At 37.2% G+C, this 23,749-nt stretch carries 19 protein-coding genes and 1 pseudogene; 6 read left to right on the top strand and 14 right to left on the bottom strand.

The annotated features are described in order from the left end of the window. Positions 1–63: 63 nt before the first annotated feature. The 6 genes and pseudogenes from ANA7108_RS26510 to ANA7108_RS0100335 form a co-directional block, all read right to left on the bottom strand. Positions 64–998 (bottom strand): annotated as a pseudogene (locus ANA7108_RS26510) (N-acetylglucosamine kinase). 7 nt (positions 999–1,005) lie between these two features. Further along, on the bottom strand, positions 1,006–1,665 hold the full coding sequence (locus ANA7108_RS0100315; RefSeq protein WP_016948752.1) for a hypothetical protein: 660 nt from the start codon (positions 1,663–1,665) through the stop codon (positions 1,006–1,008). A 160-nt stretch (positions 1,666–1,825) separates the two neighbouring features. Further along, positions 1,826–2,185 carry a hypothetical protein gene (locus ANA7108_RS0100320; protein WP_016948753.1) on the bottom strand — a complete coding sequence of 120 codons (360 nt, stop codon included), beginning with the start codon at positions 2,183–2,185 and terminating at the stop codon, positions 1,826–1,828. Further along, positions 2,166–2,516: a DUF5674 family protein gene (locus ANA7108_RS0100325; RefSeq protein WP_026103907.1), complete on the bottom strand. Its 351-nt coding sequence runs from the start codon at positions 2,514–2,516 to the stop codon at positions 2,166–2,168. Before ANA7108_RS0100325 ends, ANA7108_RS0100320 begins: the two co-directional genes overlap by 20 nt. Before the next feature lie 158 nt (positions 2,517–2,674). Further along, positions 2,675–5,404, bottom strand: a complete 2,730-nt coding sequence (locus ANA7108_RS0100330; RefSeq protein ID WP_016948755.1) for a DEAD/DEAH box helicase — start codon at positions 5,402–5,404, stop codon at positions 2,675–2,677. Positions 5,405–5,628: 224 nt separating this feature from the next. Beyond that, a complete protein-coding gene (locus ANA7108_RS0100335) occupies positions 5,629–6,039 on the bottom strand; it encodes a hypothetical protein (RefSeq protein ID WP_016948756.1) in 411 nt (136 codons plus the stop codon). A 394-nt stretch (positions 6,040–6,433) separates the two neighbouring features. On the opposite strand from ANA7108_RS0100335, the gene ANA7108_RS0100340 reads away from it, so the two are divergent. After that, complete coding sequence (locus tag ANA7108_RS0100340; protein WP_016948757.1) at positions 6,434–8,698, top strand: dynamin family protein; 2,265 nt, start codon at positions 6,434–6,436, stop codon at positions 8,696–8,698. Positions 8,699–8,865: 167 nt separating this feature from the next. Further along, positions 8,866–10,116, top strand: coding sequence for a hypothetical protein (locus tag ANA7108_RS0100345; protein WP_016948758.1), 1,251 nt, complete (start codon positions 8,866–8,868; stop codon positions 10,114–10,116). 162 nt (positions 10,117–10,278) lie between these two features. On the opposite strand, the gene holA is transcribed toward ANA7108_RS0100345, so the two are convergent. From holA to ANA7108_RS0100365, 4 genes are all read right to left on the bottom strand, one after another. Continuing rightward, positions 10,279–11,274 (bottom strand): DNA polymerase III subunit delta, encoded by a 996-nt coding sequence (gene holA / locus ANA7108_RS0100350; protein WP_016948759.1) that lies wholly within the window; start codon positions 11,272–11,274, stop codon positions 10,279–10,281. Further along, the gene (dnaX, locus tag ANA7108_RS0100355; RefSeq protein WP_016948760.1) at positions 11,271–12,788 is read right to left on the bottom strand and encodes a DNA polymerase III subunit gamma/tau; all 1,518 of its coding nucleotides are present in this window, start codon (positions 12,786–12,788) and stop codon (positions 11,271–11,273) included. Before dnaX ends, holA begins: the two co-directional genes overlap by 4 nt. A 676-nt stretch (positions 12,789–13,464) precedes the next feature. Then, positions 13,465–13,911, bottom strand: coding sequence for a type II toxin-antitoxin system VapC family toxin (locus tag ANA7108_RS0100360; protein ID WP_016948761.1), 447 nt, complete (start codon positions 13,909–13,911; stop codon positions 13,465–13,467). Next, a complete protein-coding gene (locus ANA7108_RS0100365) occupies positions 13,908–14,153 on the bottom strand; it encodes a hypothetical protein (protein WP_016948762.1) in 246 nt (81 codons plus the stop codon). Before ANA7108_RS0100365 ends, ANA7108_RS0100360 begins: the two co-directional genes overlap by 4 nt. Before the next feature lie 239 nt (positions 14,154–14,392). Between ANA7108_RS0100365 and ANA7108_RS26515 the strand changes: the two genes are divergently transcribed. Then, on the top strand, positions 14,393–14,581 hold the full coding sequence (locus ANA7108_RS26515; RefSeq protein WP_016948763.1) for a DUF1257 domain-containing protein: 189 nt from the start codon (positions 14,393–14,395) through the stop codon (positions 14,579–14,581). A 214-nt stretch (positions 14,582–14,795) separates the two neighbouring features. Here the strand turns inward: ANA7108_RS26515 and dnaN are convergent, their stop codons facing one another. Both dnaN and ANA7108_RS28375 read right to left on the bottom strand, forming a co-directional pair. After that, positions 14,796–16,322: a DNA polymerase III subunit beta gene (gene dnaN, locus ANA7108_RS0100375; protein WP_144052327.1), complete on the bottom strand. Its 1,527-nt coding sequence runs from the start codon at positions 16,320–16,322 to the stop codon at positions 14,796–14,798. A gap of 743 nt (positions 16,323–17,065) precedes the next feature. Further along, the gene (locus ANA7108_RS28375; protein ID WP_084776853.1) at positions 17,066–17,497 is read right to left on the bottom strand and encodes a helix-turn-helix transcriptional regulator; all 432 of its coding nucleotides are present in this window, start codon (positions 17,495–17,497) and stop codon (positions 17,066–17,068) included. 436 nt (positions 17,498–17,933) lie between these two features. Here ANA7108_RS28375 and ANA7108_RS30415 point away from each other — a divergent pair, with 436 nt between their 5' ends. Then, entirely contained in the window at positions 17,934–18,728 is a 795-nt protein-coding gene (locus ANA7108_RS30415; RefSeq protein WP_016948766.1) for a hypothetical protein, read from the top strand. Next, entirely contained in the window at positions 18,725–19,225 is a 501-nt protein-coding gene (locus tag ANA7108_RS26520) for a hypothetical protein (RefSeq protein WP_016948767.1), read from the top strand. Before ANA7108_RS30415 ends, ANA7108_RS26520 begins: the two co-directional genes overlap by 4 nt. Before the next feature lie 387 nt (positions 19,226–19,612). Here ANA7108_RS26520 and ANA7108_RS0100400 read toward each other — a convergent pair whose 3' ends face one another. Beyond that, on the bottom strand, positions 19,613–20,986 hold the full coding sequence (locus ANA7108_RS0100400) for an ATP-dependent RecD-like DNA helicase (protein WP_016948768.1): 1,374 nt from the start codon (positions 20,984–20,986) through the stop codon (positions 19,613–19,615). A gap of 440 nt (positions 20,987–21,426) precedes the next feature. Between ANA7108_RS0100400 and ANA7108_RS28385 the strand changes: the two genes are divergently transcribed. Continuing rightward, positions 21,427–21,717, top strand: a complete 291-nt coding sequence (locus tag ANA7108_RS28385; RefSeq protein ID WP_016948769.1) for an HNH endonuclease — start codon at positions 21,427–21,429, stop codon at positions 21,715–21,717. Between the two features lie 458 nt (positions 21,718–22,175). Here ANA7108_RS28385 and ANA7108_RS0100405 read toward each other — a convergent pair whose 3' ends face one another. Next, the gene (locus tag ANA7108_RS0100405) at positions 22,176–23,426 is read right to left on the bottom strand and encodes an alpha-L-fucosidase (protein WP_016948770.1); all 1,251 of its coding nucleotides are present in this window, start codon (positions 23,424–23,426) and stop codon (positions 22,176–22,178) included. Between the last annotated feature and the right edge of the window lie 323 nt (positions 23,427–23,749).

Raw genomic sequence — 23,749 nt, forward strand, 5'->3', positions numbered from 1 at the left:
TGAAATCATACTCGCTCTATAGAAGATTGGGAATTTCGCATTTTTTTGTTAAACACCCATTACTTACCAATTACCAGATAAAGCCTTTAATGCCAACAAACCCGCCCCATAAGCTGGTTCATGGCGGGGATAAATCACATTTGCCAAAGAATACTGATGAATAATAGAGTTAACAAATCTTTCCCGTAAGTTACATTTTCCCTGCCAGATGCTTCCGGTGGTGACTACTTCCACAACCTGGTTAGAATCAAAAATGTGATCAATAACTGTAGAAGTAGCTATTACCAATTCTTTAATAGCTTCATCAATAATACTATTAGCAATTTTATCACCTTCACTAGCTGCTTGATCAACAATTGGCGCTAAAGCTGCTATTTCTTTTACACCCCATCCTTTTCGATATATCACCTCTATTAAGTTTTCCATGCTTTCCAGTCCAAGATGCTGTTGCAAATTCTCCACAAGACTTGTTGGTTTACCACGTCCATCATAGCCTTTAGTGCTACTTGCATTCCAGCAACAGCTATTTTATAGCCGCTACCTTCATCCCCTAAAATATACCCCCAACCACCGACTCGTTTAGTTTCTCCTTGATGATTTCGTCCAAAAACAATAGAACCAGTTCCGGCTGCTACCACAATACCCACAGCATCACCAATTCCTCCTATTAAAGCAACTAAAGCATCATGACAAATAACAATATGAGATGGTTGTAATTCCCAGGTAATTGGTAGGATATCTTTGCTATTTTGCAATTGACTGACTATAGCTTTTATTACTTCCATATCCTCTGGACGACTAACACCTGCTAAACCCAAACAAATAGCGATAATATTAATATTATTTATGTGATTAAAGGCTGTAATTGTTGCTTGATGAATTGCAGATTGAATTTGTTTTTGGGCGGCTGCTATACCAATACTTTGATAATTAGAAGCTCCTGCTTCACCTCTTCCTAGGCATTTATTGTTATCTATATCTGCCAATGAGAGAGGCATTAGCCTCTTAAATGCTAACTTCAGAAATATTGTCTAAATTTATCATTGATGACGGTATTTCCTGATTTATTTGATTTGATTGGGCATCATTTTCTTGAGGTTGATTCAGGAGTTTAATTAACCATCTTTCAGTCTGCCGATGATACTTCTTGTTCCAACGTATATTTAATCTTTGGGGTGGTTTTACAGGGTCTAATGCTAAAATTACAAGCTGCATTTGCTTAGGAATAACTGAGTATTGAATAGTCGTAGTCCACAACTTTACCCGGTCTTGCCAGCTTAACTGAGGATGACGCACAGCCCATTCATAAAGTCTGGGAATACCTTGCTTAAAAGCTATATTTGTGGTGACTTGAACAAAGTAATTATCGTTATTTACTGTCAAAGGTGCAATGACGGCATTATCAACTAATAACTTTTTGCGAGTGTGAAAAAGTTCTGGTGCAAGTTCCTGTACTTGAGCAACCCATTGAGCAATTTGAGGATGGGCATTTAATAAAGGTTCTATAGGTAGTTGTAAAAATAATTGTTTCATCAGCAAATGGAAGTTATCGGCAATAATAGAATCAACAGCAGAGTGATTTGGATGGTGTTTTTGATACGGAAATAAAAGTTGTTGCTGTGTTTTCTTAATTTGTTGAATGTCAGCCAGATTAATTATTGACATAGTTGGGAGAAAATTGCATCTCTCCCAGGCAGCGGTTAGCTGCTACTGTCTTTTCTAGTATTTTTTGTAATTACATTATTTCACTTTTTAAGCAATTGTTTATTCATTATATATTCCACCTTTCTAGTTTAGTATGATTGTTAGTTTCTTGAGTTAATTACTATGCAATAGATTCAGATAGTAAGCCTGACATATCTAACACTCGTTCAGACCAAATACCAGATTGTTCTGCAACTTCAGCCCGGACTTTTTCATCTGCCCAAATGTCATTCCAAGTTAATTCCCACATCGCTAACTGAACTTGAATATTCACCAATTCCTCAGCTTGAACAGGTTCTATTTCGGCTGCTGTCCACTCAATAAACCACTTGGTTTCTGAAATTACACTTTTCACCGCTTCTTTATAAGCAATCTGAGAAAATGACTTAATTCGTGCTAAATTAGCCGCTATATGTCCTAAGCGATTTGGTATATTGTTGATTTGAAAGCGGGTTTGTTTTTCATTTAAATTCTGGTTCATAACCACCTATTAATCTTTGAGTAATTTGTGTTACACGTTCTCGTATCGCTGGGTCTTGAATTATCATCGACCGATTATTTTGACTAGGCCGAATATTAATAATTGACTCGTAAGCCATTTTTTGCGTAAATGGTATCCAGTCTGCACCCCAAATGTCTTTCTGCTTGCTACCATCTTTCAATAATACTGCTTCGCACTCAGCGTGTAACTGTCCACCTCCCGCAAGAATCCCTTTTTCTATATCTACTGCTATTTTGATATAAACGTCCAAGGTTTGCAGCATTTCCTCAACTTGTTTTAGAGTCGCACGCTCCTTGATAATAAGTATCAAATTTTTACCTCATTTCCCATATTGCTACAACTTTTTACGACACAACCATGAAATAAGAGGTTGATTGTTTTCGCTTTGCTATGATAACTTTTTTAATCCTACCCTATGAGTACGTTGTTCAGGGTAGGTATTTCAGCAAAATTAACAACTATAAAATGCTATGTTTCAGGTCTAGCAACTGCATCCAACAACACTAACCCCATCTGCTTCAATAAAGCAGTATTCCCATCAGGACAGCCGTGTTGAATTAAACATTTAGCACAACCAGTATGACAATTACAATCTCGTGCGATCGCCCCCGCAACCTCCGCAAGTTTTGGCAGATGTTTAAACACAGCTTCAGCCGCACCATTGCCGCCATCACTGGTATCATAGAAATAACCTGTGTAATTGTTATTTTCCCCTAACTCCTTTACCACTGTAAAATTCACCTGTTTGGGGTCAACTCTCGCTACAAGCTGTAATGCTCTCATAATTTGATGTCCAAAGCTGTGGATAGCAATGAAGGGACTGGAATATTCCCACAACTGTTGATAACCAGAAGGTATCGGTTCTTGACTGCGGGTTAAACTGGTTCTAGTTTCCTTAGCAAACTGTTGGATGTATTCTCGCGCACTTGAGTTAATTGTTACTTTTACCATAGGGGCGGAAAATTGGGTGCGAAAAGGCTGCTCAAACTTGGCTTCTGATAGGGTTTTGACAATGACAGCTTTGCGGGTGAGTTTACGACACAGGGGACAACGCGGTTGTTGAGGTAAGGGTTCTTTATAGTTGAGACAGCGTTTATTCAAACAAGTCTGCTCGTAAATTTGCGTCATTAAACTGTAACCGCTGGTAATGTGTTTAACTTCACCAAAACTCAGTTCTAGGGTTAAGTATTCCTGATATTCTTCAACTTCAGACAGAGGTGCAGAGTGCGAAATTTTATCCTCTATTCTCTGTTCCTCCTTCACAGATTTTCCTATGAATACGATGTCAGTCTTGTGCGAAATTTTCCCCTTTATTTTCTGTTCCTCTTCCCCCTGTTTCTTTTCTTCTATATTATCTGGAGAAAACAGTAATGGTAAATTTATTGGGTCAGTTAACACAGTTAAACTACTGGTTTGTGATATTGTAGTTGCAACCGTAAAAATTGCCTTATCTGTTGTTTGTTTTAAAATCGCTCGTTTACTGTTAAGGTCTAAGGAAATACATTGATAAGTTAGCATTTCTCCCTTCGCATTTTGGCGTTTATAAATAGCTTGGGGATGCACTTCTCGATGAGCGATATCTTCAGATATTTCCTCTAATTCTTCCCCAGAAATTGCATCTACTAATTTGATAGTTGTTTGCGATAAACCACCCCGAAAATTAACATCTTTATGGGGATAACCTTTAGCCCATAAACCATTACGACCTTTGTGTAAATGTCCTTGGGCTAATAACAGTTTAGCAACATCAAAAGCGGCTGCACCAAAATAGTGTTTAATTTTGTTAGTGGGAATGCCTGTTTCTGCGGCTGCACACATCAAATGTTTGGCTGCAAAGATGGGATATTCATCATTAAAAAACACTTCTTCAGATTCTCCAGATACCAGCATTTCTGGATGTTCTGCTACATAACAGTCAATGGGGTTGAAAGCATTGGGAAGCAGCACTGTCAGTCCTGGTTGAGAACGTCCGGCTCGACCACTGCGTTGCTGATATGCCATTTTAGAACCAGGCCAGCCACGCAATACACAACATTCTAATTCTGGTAAATCTATTCCTGCTTCTAAGGCTTCTGTGGCAATTATCCACTTGATTATACCAGATTGAAGTTGATTAACTACTTCTGCTCGACGCTCGGCAGTAATGCCACTGTAAAATGCGGTGACTTGATTTGATTTTAACAGTTCTGTGACTTCTCGCACGCTTCGCCGGGAGTTACAAAAAGCGATTCCTGATTTATTTTGATTGAGTAAAAATTGAATTGTCCGGGCTGTGTCAGCAGTTAAATTATAACTTGGTTGAGTGACAATTACTTGTCTGGGTGGTGCAGATGCTCCACTTTTGCGAATCCAAATTAAGGGTTTAGGATTGAGTTTTGTAGGTTTTAAACCGGAGATTTTTAAAGCTAATTGTTTAGGATTTCCACAAGTAGCACTGAGGAAGATAAATTGCAGTTTTTGGGAGTCACCACCGTAATGATCTACTGCTAGTTTAATACGGCGAATTAACCAAGCCATATTTGCACCATAGCTACCGGAAAGGGTGTGTGCTTCATCAATTAAGATGTAGCGTAATCGTTGATAAAAGTTTGCCCAATTTGGTGATTTCCAAACTTGTTTGAGTTGGAAATGAATTAATTCGGGAGTTACACCTAATATATGGGGTTCACTGGCAAGTATTTGTTCTCGCTCATCTGATTTGACATCTCCAGTGATCATTGCTAAGACTGGGCGATATTTTGGGGGTATGGTAGAAAGTAATTGTGAGATTTTATGGAATTGGTCTAGTGCTAATGCTCGTAGTCCATAAAATGCTAAAGCTCGGTGTTCTTGATTGATGCAACCTTCGATAATGCCGGGGTATGTGCTGAGGGTTTTACCACTGGCTGTAGGGGAAGTGAGGATGAAACTTTTACCTGTTCTAATTGCTTGTAAGGCTTTGATTTGATGGGAGTAAAGTTGGGTGATTCCTAATGATTGTAGGGCTTTAATTAATTGTTTTGGTAGGTCTTTGGGGATGGTTTTGAGGTTGGGTTCGGTAGCGGGAATTGTTTGTTGATAGAGTAAGTCTTCTCCTAGAAATTCGGTGATTTCTGTTGGTTCTGGGAGATGATTATTTGTGTGGGAATTTTCGGAAAGGGGTGTGGTAGGTGGTGTCCACAGGCTTTGCAGTAATAAGCTGTAATTGGGCGTGTTCATGGTGGTGTTTTTTGAACATTGCCCTCATAAATCCCCCAGTGGGGGAAGATATTAAGTTGATAGAAGTAAACTCCGAATTAACAAAGTTATTTCTGATAAATGCCATAGTAATTTACTATAAAATTATCATCTGGCAACGATTTTACTCTCTGAAGGATGTTTGTAATGAGGTTGATTACTGGTTGAATATAAATAGTTAAACTAATAGATTTATCCATTTGGTGTTATTCGTCGTCTTTATCTAGATCCAGGCTTTCGTCAAGTTTGACTCCGAATGGTAGGGTATCAAAGCCTAAGTTTTCTAGAGTTAAAATTGCTGTTTCGACTGATGAATTGTTGATTGTTTCTTGATTGATTAGGGATGTAAGTAATTGACAAACTTCCTGGTATTGACTGGCATTATAGTCAATCCAACGGTTAGAATATGCCAGTGCATCATGTAATGCCATTACCACTTCTGTATAGGGATAAAAAGGTAATTTATCGCGCATATTCTGCATAGTCCGCAGTAGGTTATCTGCATAGACAGATGCTATTGGTTCTCCAGAGCAAGAGGAGAGTTTTTGGAAATCTATTAAGATAGATTTGGTGATTTCTATTCCTGAAATTTCTAAGACAGTCTGCTCAATATTCATTGTTTTTATCAATAATTCTTGAGGTTTTAAATTAGATATTACTTTCTATTTTAATACATATTTATCTGTGTCGGGAATTGTTTGTTGCCAGAGTAATTCTTCACTTAGAAATTTGGTGATATCTGTTGGTTCTTGGGGATGGTGATTTTTCTGGAATGGCTGTGGTAGGTGGTGTCCAAAGGCTTTGCAGTAAGTAGTTGGGCGTGTTCATGGCGGTATTTTTCGCTCTTTGCCCTAAAAAATCTCCTAGTGGGGAAAGATATTAAGTTCGGATAATTATTATGGTTTGCATTAAAAAAATATCTGCTTTTACAGTATTTATACTCTTGTATAATTATTATGACTCTAATAGGGTATATAATGTCAATTTATTTACTTGATAAAAGATACAAAAATGAATATCGACTTACTAGGATATCGTCAAAAAGCTGGTATGAAGCAAGTAGATATTGCTAATGCCTTAAATATTTCTACGGAAGAAGTTGATGCTTATGAAAAAGCACCTGATACTTTACCTATGGGGCTTTTAGTAAAATGGCTTCAAATATTAGGAGTTGACCTTACTACAGCTATGTCACCACCGATACAACCACTAAAAGGTATTGATCCTGGTTCTCCATATACTGAGCTTTATCGTAGACTAAATTTACTTGATCAGTATATTGATTCTACTCCTCCTATAGATAAGCTGGATATACCAACACCTCCAAATACTCCTAACAACCTAAGAAAACAACTGAAACGCTACCGAAAAAAACCGAATTTAGTATTAACTGGAGGTTTTGATGCAGGTAAATCACACCTAGCAAACACTATGTTAGGTACTAAAAATTTGCCTGTTGGTTATCAACCAGCAACAAGAGTTATTACATTTGTGCGTCATGTTCAAGATCGTCCTCAATGGTGTGAAGATGATGTATTAATTGTCAATGATAATTTTTGGATCAAAGATGAAAAAGGTAAACTAATTCTCGATTTCTTGCTTTTAGATGATGAAGAACGTTTTGAAAAATATTGTATTCAATCAGGAAGTTTTGACGTTTTACAAAAGTATGGTGTACATGGAGAAAATGAGGATATAGCTGCTCATGCTGCGGTAGTTTACATTAATTCACCTCTTCTAAAAGCTTGTAATTTAATAGACCTTCCTGGTTTTTCAGATCAACCTGATGAAGTTTCCAAAGATGTAGAAAAGGCTAATAGTGCGGCACAAATAGCAGATATAGTGATATATGCTTCACCAGCAACAAGACATATTGAAGCTCAGGATATGTCACGTCTTAGTAATTTATTAAGTTTACTTCCTGCTCCAGAAAATGAATGTAATAATTTTCCTACATTGGGAAATTTATTTATTGTTGCTACTCATGCTCATCCTAGTATTTCTAATGAGCAACTTCAAACAATTCCAGTTGATGCTGCTAGAAGACTCTATAAACAACTGAATGAGGGAGTATTAAAGAATCGTAGAGAATTAATAAATCGTGATATTTCTCAGCAAGATTTACAAAGCAGATTCTTTACTTTTTGGTCAGAAAGACCTGATAGATGTCAAGGTTTGTTTAATGACTTTACTAAATTAGTAGGGGAATTTTTACCTCAAACAGTAATGTCTCGTGTTGAAAGAGAAATCAATGCAATCAAGGAAGCTAATATAGATAAATGTGCCAAAGGAATAGAGGCTTATCAAAACGCCTTTGATGATATTGATTCACGACGTAAACAGCTAGAAGCATTGAAAGAAAATGAAGAAAATCATAAAAAGGAAACTCAAGAAAAACGTGATAATGTACTTAAACTTATCACTAACTTAAAAAAAGATACTCACACTTCCTTCAAAGAGTATGCTAACCAACTACTGACTGTTGATGCTGTAGAACAAATTATTCGTACTCAATATGATGACAAAAAAGAGGCTAAAGAAAGTATTCCTGGTTATTTAATTGAAAAAATTCAACATGAGTTAGGAACTATTATCAATAGTAATTCTGAGAAATTCAAAAATGAAGTAGATATCTTTATTGTAGAATATGAAACTCATCAAAAAGAATATCAAAATTCTAATTCTTATGATTTTAATTTTGACTTTCGTGAATCTTTTATTGCAGGCGCATTTGCAGGTTTAGGTAGTTTTGGAGCTTTGGCATTTTGGGCAGCTAGTCTAGGAAATCTTGGTGGTTATATTTTAGTAGCCCAATTTGTTAGTTTTTTATCAGCATTAGGTATTGGTTTTGGATTTAGTGGTGGTACTGCTGGAATAATTACTTTTGTAGCAGCTATTGGTGGACCAATTGTACTTGGAATAGCTCTATCTTTAAGTATAGGTTTGGCAGTGGCTAAGTTAGTTAGTTCTATCACAGAATCTTGGCAAAAACGTTTAGCAAAGCAGACAGTTAAATATTTCCAAGAACAAGATATAATTAATAAATTTGCAGATGGAATTAATGAATTTTGGGAAGATACAACTAAAAGTTTTAATCAAGGTGCTGATGCTGTTGAAAAAGACTGGCAAAAATATCTTGATCACCTTCGGGAAATAACTTCTCCTGAAATAGATTCTAAAGAACGCATCGAGAAAATTATTAAGATATTGGAGGAACTTCAGAATTTTTTTAAACAAATTCCTTGGTTAAGTTTTAACTTGAAGGATTGTATGTAAATTTCTGGGTAGTTTTTGAAAATGTAGATTAGATTTCAATTTTTCAATTAGACCTACTTTTCTAACATTTCATTTGTAGCCTAAAAACTACTTCAAACTATAAGTATCCATCTTATTAACAGGTGGATATTTTCACGAAATCATCATAAAATAAACATTCCAACAATATGACAATATTTCAAACTACATTTGATATTCCTAATTGGATATTACAGGGTTTAAAAACTGGTGAATATGTAAGAATAGGTGGTGTGATTCGTGATAGCAATACAAAACAAATTGTTGCTATGTTACGTGAAGTATCACCTAATATTTCAGGAGTAAGAAATTTACTGAGTGCTGCTTCTCCTGTACTTAGTATTCTCAATTTAGGCGTATCAGTCATTAATTTAGGTGTTTCTGTAATAGGCTTTGCATTAATTTTAAATAAACTGAAAAAATTAGAAGAAAGTTGTAAAGAAGAATTAAATAAACTTGAAGAAAAAATTCAAGGTAATATTAATAATCTACATCAAAAATTTGACATTTCCGTTTATGCTAATTTTCGTGCTGCTCTTGATTTAGCCAATGATTCTCAGACAATGGTTAATCCTGAGAATCGAATAAATATGGCAACTTTAGCCATTAATAGATTCTTAGAGGCTCAACATACCTATAGTAATTATATAGAATCTTCACTGAAAGAAAATATCAGCTTAACAGATAAATATATTGCCTCGTTAGCATTAACTTATATGGCGAGAGCGCGTTGTTATTTAGAATTAGGAGAGATAAAAAATGCTGTTATTTGTCTTCAAGAAGGTGCTGAAATTCTTCGTTTTCATATAGACAAATATGTAAAAACTCTCCTAATATCTCAGCCAATAGCAAGAACTTGTCCTAGTTTTGTAAATCACGGTTTTGTAATGGGACAACCAACTAGTTTAGATAGCCCTGTCGAGTTACACAGACTAGCTCGAATTTGTAAATGGCTTGAACCAGAACTAAACAAATCCTCAGATGACAAATCTGTATTGTTTGAAGCACAAAGAAAAAATCTGATCAATGTTGTTCAATATCGTGCAAAACAAGAAGTTTTGTATGATGCACTAGTGCCGGCAGCAGTAGTAGCAGCAGTCATACCTATATTTGGAGGATTGATCGCAAATAGAATAGTAGCAGACGCTGTAGAAGAAATGATTAATAAACCTTTTCAAAAAGCAAGCATTGATTCCCTCGTATTAACAATGAAAGTAGAAAAAATTGAAGAAATAATTGAAACTTATCATCGGTTTGAATCTTATCTATTAGAAGTACAACTTATTCAAAAACAAGGAATCAGTTTTAAGAACTGGCTTGAATTAGTTCCTAATACAGAAATTCAAGAAGCTACATCAGAAACTATACCTATCATTTTACTGGAAGCACTTAATCTATAGTCATAGAACTTTTTTATCTGAACATAAAATTTGTGTAAATCAAACGATTACACTGAATAAATACACGATTTCCCTGACTGACTTAAACAACTGAATTTGGATTTTAGACAGACATCAAACATCCTATCCAAAATCCAAAATTATCCCTCAACTTCTTCCTGATTAAACTACCTGAAACAACCTACAAACACCAAGAATCACCACCAATAAATCCCTAGCATCAGCACCCCTCTTAATAGACATCTCCAAATCCAAGATCATAGTCACCGCCTTAGCCAAAGCATTGATATTTGTATTTGCTACCTCCTGACGCAAATAGTAAATACGATGAGGATTGCTGATATTACAAAGTTGAGCTAATTCACCATCCTTCTTCACCCCAGAAACAATCGCCGATTTCACCCATAACCAAGTTCTAAACTGCGTTAAAATAGTGCTGACAATCACCATTAAAGGTTGAGAACGAGACAGTAAATCATCCAGCAACTGCAAAACTTGATGGCTTTTCCCTTCACGCATAGCCGCAGCCAATTGTAGGCTGTTCTGAGTTTGACATGGCACTAATTCTTGTACCTCTGCAAGCTCTAACTTTCTACCCTGAGCATAGATAGACAGTTTGCGTAACTCAGAAGCTGCACGGGTCATATCATTACCAATAGCTTGTGCTAAATATGTCACCGCCTTCTCTGACAACAGCAGTTTAATTTTCTTAGTTGTCACAGCATTATCTGTAGTATTCGTGTAGAGTTTTGCAGCAAGCGAAACTATCGCCTGTTCAATCAAATCATGCCGCCAAGGTGGTATCAACGAAAACTCCAACAACTTGCCATACTTGACCAGATGTTTGTAAACCTTCAACCGCTTATCCACATTATTAGCCACAAACACCAAAATAGTTGAATCAGGCAATTGCATCAACTGTTGCAAAGTCTCCAACTCAGGATCACCCCACTGCTTGAGGTGGCAATTTTCCACAATTACCAGTTTTTTACCACCAGTCAGGGAACGAGTACGAGCCACACTCAAAGCTTTGTCAAGCTGAACAGCCGGAAATCGGTGATAGCATAGAGTCAGCCATTGAGAATCAATCTCTGCTTTGTACTGGTTTAGCTGTTCTTGAATAGCGTATTCGTCATCACCAGTGAGCAAAACAATCATCCTCTGACCCTCCCATTATTACTGAGATTGGCAGTTTTAATCAACACAGTCAGGGGTTTTGGACTTTGAGTAGCTCGTTGCAGCATTTTAGCAATAACCTCTTTGCTATTCTCAAACTTTTGCAGGTAAGCTGGTGTTACCTCTAAAATTGCCTTAGACCCTTGCAATTTCACCAGATTTGCATGAGCCAACAGCTTTTGATGGTTCGGTTTAGCCTTATCCATTACCTGCTGCCAAATTTGCGCTAAATTAGCAGTATTAGAAGCATTAGCGGTATTGGTTGCAACTGCTGGTAACAAGCTATCCGCACCTGGATCATCCACAGGTTTATCAGTTACCTTGTTGATGGTGTACGTGCCATAAGTTGGTAACAATTTGCCATCATGCCCAGGTTTCACATTTACCGTCTTCGTTGCACCCCCAGGCAATAAACCGGGCAGCAAATTGAGTAAACAAACCTCCAGCCACACTGCTGCATTTACCGTATACCGCAGATAATTTTCAGCTTTTTGTAACTCTGCTAAAGACAAATTCAGAGTCTCGAAATTCCAGTGTTTGGTGAAAGCTTTGAGTTGGGTATGGCTGACACAACCAGTTAGTAAAGCTTGTTCCTTGGGTGCAGACTTGATAATCAGTAAATCTCGGTATGTTTGCAGTAAATTTGAGATAATCAACTTGGGCGTTTTCCCAGAGTCTACCAAAACTCTAGCAACTTGCAGCAAATTAAAAGTGTTGTTGGTTGATATTGCCTGTAAAATAGCCATTAGCTCTGCTTCTGTGACACCACCAACGATTTCCATAACATGATGGGCAGTGATATCTACATCTAAAAGACTGGCTTGACCGAGTAATTGTAGCGCATCTCGTAAACCACCATCACTCAGTCGAGCGATCGCAATCAGTGCCTCTTCATTAATAGAAATAGATTCCGCATTTGCTATAATACGGAGATGCTGCACAATAGTTTGAATTGATAAAGTGCGAAAATTAAACACCTGACAACGACTGATAATAGTAGGTAAAACCTTGTGCTGTTCTGTGGTGCAGAGAATGAAGACAACATGAGGTGGTGGTTCTTCAATACATTTGAGTAAAGCATTGAAGGCATTGCCAGTTAAACAGTGACATTCATCTAAAATAAAAATTCGATAACGTCCTGCTATTGGTGCTAAAGTACAGCGTTCAATTAAAGCACGGGCATCATCTACACCATTGTTAGAAGCAGCATCAATTTCACTCACGTCTAAACTATTGCTACTTTCAATTGAACGGCAAGATTGACAAATTCCACAAGGTTTATCAGTTGGTTTTTTGCTATTAAGGCAATTAAGAGATTTAGCAAATATGCGTGCAGTGGAAGTTTTACCTGTACCTCTAGAACCTGTTAATAAATAAGCTGGGGCAATTTGCAGGTGTTTGATGGCATTAGTGAGAGCAGTTTTAATGTAGGGTTGTCCAACCAATTCGGCTAAAGTTTGGGGGCGATATTTTTGATGTAGAGCGACTGTAGACATAGGATTTATTCATCTTAATTCGTCGCTCTTGCCCCTGTTAAGGGGGTGAAATTTTAGTTAAAATTTATAGATTATTTTAGATTGATGAGGTATAGCGACAAAAGTGTGTAAACCTGTTTTTTAACTAATCTCCCCTAGTAATAACAGCCCTAGTAATTTACTAGGGGATATCCAGTTAAGCCCTAGTAATTCTGATATCTCCCCTAGTAATAACAGCCCTAGTAATTTACTAGGGGATATCCAGTTAAGCCCTAGTAATTCTGATATCTCCTCTAGTAATAACAGCCCTAGTAAATTACTAGGGGATATCCAGTTAAGCCCTAGTAATTCTGGTATCTCCCCTAGTAATCAAAGCCCTAGTAAAATGCGGCGGCATAAAGGAGAGGGAAGCGGTAACATTCACTGGCGCACAATTACCAAAAAAGACAAAGACTATCCACGGCTTACTATCATTTTGAATTTTGGACTCAAGGCGATCACCTCCGGTGGGGCGTAGCCCATCGCTTAGTAAAATCTTCTAAGTACATTCCTAAGCGGTTAATACATCGAGTTGAACAGTTAGAGCAAGAAAAAGCACCCGTTAAAGAGATTTTGCAAGTCTTGGGTGTAGAATTGTAGCCCGAATCACGATTTGCAAGATTAAAGGATTTACAGGATAATTGCATTCACAATATTCTTAGCCATTAATATTTTGAGGATGAATAATCGTAATTTCGGGAACAGCTATAAAATCTTTGGGGTTTAAAGTTAAAATATGACTGATATTATGAGCAAGCATCACGGCTAATATGTGTATATCGTGAGTGCGTTTACCAGAAATATTATATGTTGTTACTAAGTTCAACCAAATAGAAAATACATCTGGTGTTTCTTCTAGAAAATCAAATTGATTTATTAACATCTGTACTGCTTGAGTTGTTTGTTCTACAGTCCATCCTAATCCATTGACATTAACAGGACGAGTAGCAACAACCCAAAATTCAATGATTACTTGAGAGGTAATAAAACATTGACTACCTTGTAACAAAATTTGAGAAATAGCATTGCTTATCAGGTTATATTCCAGAGATTGGGAATTTGTAAATCTAAGAATAATATTGGTATCAAGTAAGTAGCTTTTCATATGCCTCTATCATCATAAATATTTTCTCGACGCAGTGCTTCATCCGATAGGGTAATACTACTTTGAGGAAACTGAGATAACCATTCTTGAAATTTTGTGGCTTTTTCTGTTGAGGTTAATTTTTGTTGTTCTGCTGCTGGAATAATATTTCTATGAGAAAGTTTAGATAGAAAAAGTTTCTGATCTTCGGGAGTTAATTTAGAAACAATTTCTACAAGGGAGTCAACAAGTTGTACATTCATAATTATCTATGTTGTTTACTAGGTTATAGGTAATATTGCACTCTATATCAATTATAAACCTAAATTGTCAGAATCACGATATCCAGGATTATCGGATTTACAGGATTTTTCTTGAATGATTTTATCAGAATCACGATATCCAGGATTCTAGGATTTACAGGATTTTTATTTGATGGTTGTAAAAGTTAATTTTTTATTTTCATTTTACAACTATCAAACTGCAAATTAAAACCGGTGAAGTGCTGCATCAAGTTTTGCAAGAATTAGGTTATCAAGTTGAACAGAATACCAATGTCCGTGGTTATAGGGATAGTACAACTAATGCTGAATATGTTATCCGTAAGGCTAACGGTTATGATTTAGGTTTTCGTAAAAATGGAGAAAGTCATGAATTAGTGGCAGCTTTTGGGAGTGCGAAAATTAATTAGCAGGAGTTTTAATCAGCAGGAGTTTATTAATCATAATTAGTCAAAAATACGCCCATAAAACCTTTAGAATTTGGTTATCAATGGGTATTTTATGCGATTGCCTACACCAACACCACTATTGATAGTTTTGGTGGCAAAATCATGGCAACCGCTATCATTATTTTTCCCTCTAAACCTCAGCTAATTTGTCGGATTTACAGCCACAAATTCACAATTATGATGTTTTTGGAATATACAACGGTAGTAAGAAATGACGCATAGACATTTCCACTTCTGGATTTAGTTTATCTCCATCAGGAACTAACATAGCCGGATAATCTGATTGCTGCAAGTGCATTTTGATACTTGAACTAGGAATAGCTTTAGCAGCTTCAATTAAATACTTGAGATTAAACTGAATATTCAACATCATTTCTGTTGGTAAATTAGCAACAATCACCTGATCACCTTTGCCAAATTCTCGTTCAATAGATAACCGTAACTGTTGTAAACTGCCATCAAACTGCAAATAAATTCCCTTCTCTTTCTTATCTGTTAACACAGATAACCGTTCCAGTGCTTTAACTAACGGTGCTTTTTCTAAAATTACTTCTTTCTCAAAGCTGAATTTAGTTAATAACTGCTCACAATCAGGATAAATTCCTTCCACAACTTGACAGCTAAGAACGACATCTTGCCAAGCAAAACCCAAGCGATTACTTTGAGTATCATACAGCAGATTAATAGATTTCACATCATCATTTAAGTTACGGGCTATTTCTCTCACTACACGACCAGGCAGAGTAAATTGCATAATTTCCTCAGATGGCACTTGTTGAGATTGAACTTGTTGAGATGAAACTTGTTGACGAGGTTTTCTGCCAATTCCTTGAGTGGAAAGTTCAGTAATAGCAACTCGATGACCATCAGTACCAATAAACTTTAATTTCTCCTGTGTCAGTTGTAGATGAACTCCAGTCAATATATATTTATTTTCATCAGTGCTGACCGCATAAAGTACACCTTTTAAACCATCTTTGAAAATTGTTGTTGCTAAAGACATAGGAGTAGCATCAATTATGTTAGTAGGTGGGAATTCTTCAGCACTAATGCCTCTAATTTCATACTTACCATCAGCATCAGATAAGCATAGAGAGCAGATTTTTGTTTGCTTATCATCATCAGTAGATTGAGTAATTTGAGTTTGTTGCTTATCGTCATCAGTAAATTGAGTAATTTGAGTTTGACTATTCAGAGAAATAGTACCATTAGGGCAATGCTTGACTATCTCCAATAAAATTTGCACTGGTACAGTAATTTCACCCTTTAATAACACTTGGGCAGCAAAACTTGCCTGAATTGTTAATGCTAGATCTGTGACAGTTAGATGTATCTGTTGTGTTTCCACATCTGCAATTATGAGGACATTGGCAAGAATAGGATGACTAGGTTTAGCTGGGGTAGCACAATTCACTAAAAAGAGGGCATCGTAAAATTTAGCTTGTTCACATATTACCTCCATGCCTAATTCTCTGGGTATTGGAGGGTTTAACTTTGATTTAGACTTTTTTTGCTTATTCCGCTTCTTTTCGATGGTTTCAGTTGGAGTATCAGAGTTTGCAGATGTAGATTTCTTCTTTTTAAGTCCAGGTATTTTTGTGATATCTGTTGATACTTCATTGTCTATTTCAGGATTAGCAACACTTGTTTGTTTTGTCTGCTTTACAGTCTTTATCTTTTGTCTTGGTGCTGTTTGAGTCATAATCATTTATCTCTGTTTGCGTCATTACTAGAAAGATGACTGCGGTAGCAGAAATAAAAGTATCCACCACTAGGGTTATTTCATTATAGATTTAGGTATTCTCAGCCGCTGAGAGATAGAATCCATGAAGCATAAAATGACGCATTCTCGTAAATGCCTAAAATTTTAAAATTTAGAATAAAACAGCCTTGATACAGCACTAATTACAAGTACAAAAATAGTAGTGTATCAGGTAAGTTTAGCAAATTTATTGGCTATTTATGGCTCTTGCGTCACTTTTATGAACTTATCCCACTAATCCAAAAATGCATATTTTTTTAACTCAGATGTGCTGTAAAAGCTTAATTTTTCGTTCTTTATTTACAACCAAATGAAGATTTTTACCGCAAATCATATTAGTGGGATAGATTTATGGAAATTGAGGATTGATTATGACAGAACCCTTGTCCTGCAAGCTTTACAAAGGATTATGCTGAAGTTTTGAATGAAAATGCCCACACGATAAGGCTTTCAATGATTTTTAACCAAGGTTTCCATAAAAATAATTGAAGAACCCTACTTATTTTTACTCTTTAAGTTTTAAAACAGCAAATTTTTACGCGATTCGTTTTGGTAAAGCTTTTTCTTTTTTCTCGGTTTGGTCTGCCTAAACAATTAAAATTTTCAATAAATTTAAGCTTGATTTAAATTGTTATGCCTAGATTAATATTTTCTATGTAAATCTAAATCTGTAAATCAAGATATCAAGCGCAATTATTTACATTCATCAAAGATTGGGCAGAAGGAACATCTGTGAAGCTACGGAGAGAACGAAAACGATTGGTAATTTCAGACATTGCATCTAATAGTTCATCCTCATCCGCAGTTTGAATTACTTCAACGAGCGATCGCTTGAAGGATGTAGATGACTGATTTTCTTGATCTAACACCAGTTGATAAAAGAATTGTTTGGAACCAGGAGCTAAAACTTCCATACCATCCAGCAACTTTGACAGGGTGGTAGTGCTAACGTCGCATTTTCCCCGCCGAAACTCGGAAATGTGATTTTCTGAGACCTTGGTTTCGCCAGACAACCGTTTGGCACTGATCCTATACCGCTTTATCGTCGCATCGAAGGACTGGGACAGGGGGGACACTGGGTAAGAAATAGCCGAGACAGAATTGTTAACTTTCATTACTAAAATTAGCTGATTGGCTAATTGACCGTTACTTTATACAGCGATAGGCTAATTCACAGATTAGTAAATTCCAATTCAATGGTAGATCAACATGAACAAATAAGCATCAGTTGCCATTAGGCATTTTTTGTTTCTTAGCAATGACTACGTAAAAACAAGCTCCTGTTTAGCTGAACGGGGGCAAGCATAGATAGAAATTTATCCAATAGATTATGACACAGGGAATCTCAAAATTACAGGGTGGCTTCTACCCTCTCCACTATCAAGAATGGTCGAGAGACTACTGGGAACTCACACCACCAAAGCAATCTTGTCTGTACCAGAGCATCACAAGCATATTCATTTATTTGGTGTATGCATACCAGAAAAAGCGGCGCTCTTTCCATCTAGCTGCCCAGAATTATCTGTTTGGTTCACATTTGAGAGGTAGAGGATGAATATTAAAGGCAGATTTTATCCTGTGACTCCCGAAGTTGCCAAAGTTCTCCGCCAAGCAAAACTAACTGCTGCCGAATGGAGGATATGGAGCTACCTCATTGAAATTGAGCCTTGGGGTGATGCTTATGAGGATATTGACACATTAGGAGTAATGACAGAGTGCAAAGTCAGCAAAGCTACATACTATAGAGCGATCGCCAAATTCCAAGAGCTTGAATTATTTGACTTTCAAGATAAAGGCTTCAGTATTCGCAATCTCAAAGGTGTATCCAGTCTCAAAAATGAGACAACTGTCTCAGAAATGAGACAAGATTCTCAAAAATGCGAAAGTAGTCTCAAAAATGAGACAACTGTCTCAGAAATGAGACAAGATTCTCAAAAATGCGAAAAACAACGCCCAAAACCCTCTCAGAGCAAGGATTCTAACTCTCCTAAGACTATACAGACTCTTTCAGACTATACAGACTCTCTCTCAGATAGCGAGAGAGAGAGTTTTTTAAAGTTTGGTTTGGAAAAAGCCAAAAGACTCCCTCATCCCCCAGAGCTTCCCTACAAGTGGGTAGAGGCGCACTGGCAGGAAATATCAGCGGAATGGATGAAAATACAGGGTAAGATTCCTGAAATTCAGCAGCAAAAATGGGAGAACCACCCCTATCGCCATGAGTGGATCGAAAAAATTCGCTCTCTTGGACAATTTGGTTTTTATGCTGAGAACCGTCAAGAAGAAAAAGAACGACGAGAATTTTTCAAATGGGCAGATACTAATGACTTAATATGGGGTCAACAATGATTGATGACTTACCCCAATTTGAACCAATTCCTTTGCGGCCTGAAGAGGAAAATAAAGAGGGGGAAATTTTTTATCCCCAGTGGCGATGTTTCTGTTGCCAAGATTCTGGTTTAGTGTCTTGCCATTTAGTTCAGTTAATCATGCCGAAATACAACCCAAATCGAGATAAGTGGGTACTTTGTCAAACAGGCTATTGCAACGCATCTAAACGTTGGGAAAACGTAGGAGTTGAGAATTTTGATACTCGTTTTATTCCCAGTATTTGTCAAAAGCTAGATTTAATCAATCGAGAAAACTGGCGTAACACAGTACAGCAACAAATTAACATTCGCCAACTGGCTAAAAAACTGAAAATGCCTGGAAGTGGCGACCGCACTGACAATGATAATCGCAACGTGCAGCAACGTAAGCAAGAGATTGAAGCAATTTCTCATGAGGAATGGATGAATATCTCAAATGAATATTTAGGGCAAAAACCCGAACAAACAGAAGATTAATTCTCTCAAATTCCCAAATTAAAATGTAACTTGTAGGCGTAACAGCTTAATAACCTTGTCAATTCATTGCTTATTCCAAAATTGTAATTTTGATATAAATGATACCAATTTGCAAAATAATTACAACAGATGGCTATAAAGAAACAAAATGTAAAAATAGATGGCCAATACAAAATACAAGAAATGGTGGCTCTTGCGTTCTTTTTATGGTGATTGAGGATTGATTATAACAAAACCCTTACAGGGCAAGGTTTATAAACAATTATGCCCATATTTTCAATAAAATGCCTACACAATAAGGCTTTCAATGATTTTGAACCGGGTTTTCCATAAAAAGAACCGAAGAACCGAAATGGTTTGAATTCAATTATTCGTTAACTGTGGACATCACCGGATTACCAAAATTCTTTGTCTAGCCCGTGAACTAGAAACATAATACAACCGATTAAACTCCTTAATTTTAGCTAGGACTGCTTTACTATCATCTCCGCGTTCTCGATTCAGCCGCTTACTCAAATCTTGACCATCAATACCCGCTTCCAAGAAAGTGCTACCTTGACTATTATGAACAGTTAATGCAAAACAGTTTCTGATATTAGCAAACTGCTCTAAATGTTTATAATATTGCTTCCAGAGAAAGGGATTACGTTTGGCAATTTTGAGCAAGCGTTGCGTTTCTTGGTGAAATCGCTTTTCTTCATCTTCATGTAGAACGTAGATTTGACGGACAATTCCTTCATCTGTTTCTACTTTCAATCTCCAACTATCATAGTTGTTATAACGGTCTCCAAACACATCTAAAACAGTAAATTCTGTAGATGTGGAAAGAATCGCAGTTTTTCCATCAGGAGCCATGATTGGGTCTTTAGTAATTAATCGTTCTCCAGAGATAAATCGGTTGGCATTCTTCCCATACAAATATGTACGAATCTGCTGATTATAAAAGTCAACTTGAGCATTTGTCCAAGATAAAATACGGAAACAATCTGGATTATGAGCAAATTTTTGAGATATCTTTTTGTAGGCATACCGTAGTAAAGTTTGACGTTTAACCATCAGCGCCCCGTTACTTTTATCAGGTAGATATTTAGAAAATGGTGCAAATGGCAGTTTACTTTTAGTCACTGCATAGCGAGAAGCCGTGACAAACTCCAGCAACGGACTATCAATTCCTTGGCGGACAACTTGAGTCAATACTGCTTTATTTGCTACTTGAAAACTAGGAGATTTTCCTTCATTAACTGGATTTAATTGGGCAGGGTCGCCCATGAGAATAATTTTGATTTTTGTCCAGGTAGATGATTGATTAGCCACATTTTCAATCCAGCGCCATAGTTGTTTTCCAATCATGGAACATTCATCAATAAAGACAACATCAAATAAGTTGATGTAACAGGGTCCTATTTGGTCAAGTATTTTCTCTTTACCTCTAGTCACCATTCCTAGTCCTAGTAATTGGTGAATGGTGAAGAATTCCACACCAGTTACCCCATTTTCTGCCGCCATGCGTCGCAGTACACCTACAGCTTTATTAGTAGGTGCAGTCAGGACAACTCGTTTACCTGTCGCCACCAGAACTTTAACGAGTTGGAAAATTATAGTTGACTTCCCGGTTCCAGCAAATCCTACGAGCAGAAATAAAGCAGCTGTGACAGTTGGTTGTATAAAAGTCCACATTTTATCTAAGGCTTTTTGCTGCTGTTGGGTAAATTGAAATGGAAAAGAATTTGTGGTCAGAAAAGTAGGAAGAGTTTGGAGCATAATCGCGGCATTAATTCCATTAATTTATCCATTCAATGCAGCGATAGCTGTTGGTTTTGGTTCACCACAAAACAACACTCCTTTTAGTATCAAAAATCTGTGGAAGCAGTGGAAAAGAATTATTCAATGATGGGATTCAATACTGCTTGGTTAAGGAAATAAAAGAGGCTGAACCCCCTAACGCAACACGGAAGCGATTCCTAGGTCGCGCTGTACGCTATCACTCGCTAAGTAAGTTGGCTGGATCAAATCATGTAACGGTATGTAAAGTTGATTCAATCCGGTATTTTTATTGAGTTTTAGCCATTTTACCAAACCCAACATATTTGGATCTTATAACACGAACCGAATCTACTTAGTGTTGTCCGTATGTAAGTAATCAGACAAAATTCATGATTTTCTGAGATAATATTCTCGTCCGGCTTCAATAGTTAGTTATCATGAGTGACTACCCCAAGCACTGGAAAGAACTAGCCAAAACCATCAAGGAAAAATCTGATTGGTGCTGTCAAAAATGCGGTCGTGTTTGCTTACGTCCTGGTCAGAAACCTAACACTACTAAACCACGAGCATATAATTTACAGGTTCACCACTGGAATAGGAACCCTTCTGATAATAGACCCGAAAATTTGATACCTTTATGCTCTGCGTGTCACCTTAGTTACCATCGCGGAGGTAAGGGTAATGTTTCTGTGGGGCAGTTGTCGTTGTTTGATATTTCCCAATTTTAGCAATGATAAAATGGTGTCAGCAACCCCGCTCTGAAGCCACAGGGCTTCCAATCTCCCAGGGGGTTTACGTGATATTTGATAACCCCTTACTGAACTTGCTGACTCTGAGCATAGAGCGAAGGGTAAAAATACAATTACGCAAAAATTGTCAAAACCAAACGTGCTGTGTCAAGCTTAAAAACATAAGAGATATTTAGGGTTTGCTGATAGCGTAGCGTGGCGTAAGCCATAAAAGTTGTTTGTGAGGGTAGGGAACTCTTAACAGTTTCAGCTATCTGGATATCTTCAATTTCCCATATCCTACAGGGAAAAATGCAACTGTTTTGAGACACCATAAGCCAAAACCTTGCACTTTTTTGTAATAAAAATCCGCGAAACTCTTATTAATCAAAGGTTTTAGCTTTATATGCCTAACGGCACGCTCCGCGAACAGCAAGCCCTATTTAATATGATGTTACTCAAGATTCAATATCAATACAAATCACTGTCACGTAGGGATCAATGACTGATTCAGGAACATAAATAGTTAATTCTCCCACAGGATTGGGATTGAGAATAGAATCCATAATTGCACAGCGACTTGTAAAGTCCAGTGGTGTACTGTCGGCAAGAACATATACCGATTTTATTTGTTTAATTGGTACACCTCTAACCGATATTGTTTCATAGGGCTTCATTAACAGGTGCAAATAAAGGTGATTGCCCTGACGAGTTGAAGTCCCATAAAATTGCCACGGTTCTAATCCTGGTGTTGTATCGAGGATACTTTCAGAATTGCGAGACATCCATTCAGCGATATCTTGGAGACGTTCCAACTGCTCAGGTGGAATTTGTCCATTGCCCATTGGACTGATATTCAGTAAGAGTTTGCCTCCTTTAGCAGCGACTTCGCACAATGTATGAATCAATTGACGGGAGGATTTAAACTTGCAATCATCTGAGTTATGTCCCCAACTCTCGTTAATAGTCAGACAGGTTTCCCAAAGATGAGCCGGAGGTTGGGGAGGAATAAACTGCTCAGGAGTTGCAAAGTCTCCACAATTTGGGAGGCGATCGTTAATCAGAATATCAGGTTGTAAATCACGAATCATTTTTGCCAATTTTTCAGCTTGCCATTGCTCTGGAGTCCTTTCCCAACTACCATCAAACCAAATAATGTCAATCTGACCATAGTTAGTCAGTAATTCTTTTATTTGATTGAACAGAAACTGGATATATCGCTCCCATTGTTGCTGTGTGGGTTGAGGCAGTTGGTCAAAACGATAAGGTTTATCTGCTTCTGTGAAAGCCGGATAGTCAGGATGATGCCAATCACTGAGGGAAAAATAAAGTCCAATACGCAATCCCTCAGAGCGCATAGCGTCGATAAATTCCCGAACAATATCTTTTTTGTATGGTGCAGATGCAATTGAAAACTCTGATTCCTGGGTATGGAAGAGAGCAAACCCATCATGATGCTTGGCTGTTAATACCGCATATTGCATCCCTAAACTTTTGGCTAAATATGCCCATTCTTCAGGTTTGTATTCCTGAGGATTAAAAGTATCAGATGTGGAGTGATATTTTTCAACTGGAATATTTTGGCAAAAAGGAAGACTGAAGACACCCCCTACTAACGGCCAAGATAACTCACATCCTTGTTGGGAACTGTGTCCCCAATGAATAAACATTCCTAGCCTAGCTGCATCAAACCAGTTATTGATGATCATGAAATTTGGAAATAATTAGGGTGATTGGTCTTTATAAACAAGCCCGTTTCCTGCCTTTTCGGTTATGAGAGGAATTATGGGTTTTAGTTATCTACTTCTTCTATAGCAACTGACAAGGAGATTAGGACATTGTTAATTCCTGAAAGCTTGGAAGCAAAGGTTTTTACGGGCTAAACGCCAAGCGATCGCGTACAGCGCGACCTAGGAATCGCTCTAACTACAGTTATGCCCGCAGAGCTTTACAGCAATTTGCTATAAATTGTGTTCTAATCATCATAATGGTTTTCTTCATCATGACAGATGTAGTATTTTAAAATCCGACA

The sequence above is a fragment of the Anabaena sp. PCC 7108 genome (genome assembly GCF_000332135.1).
Lineage (GTDB): Bacteria > Cyanobacteriota > Cyanobacteriia > Cyanobacteriales > Nostocaceae > Anabaena.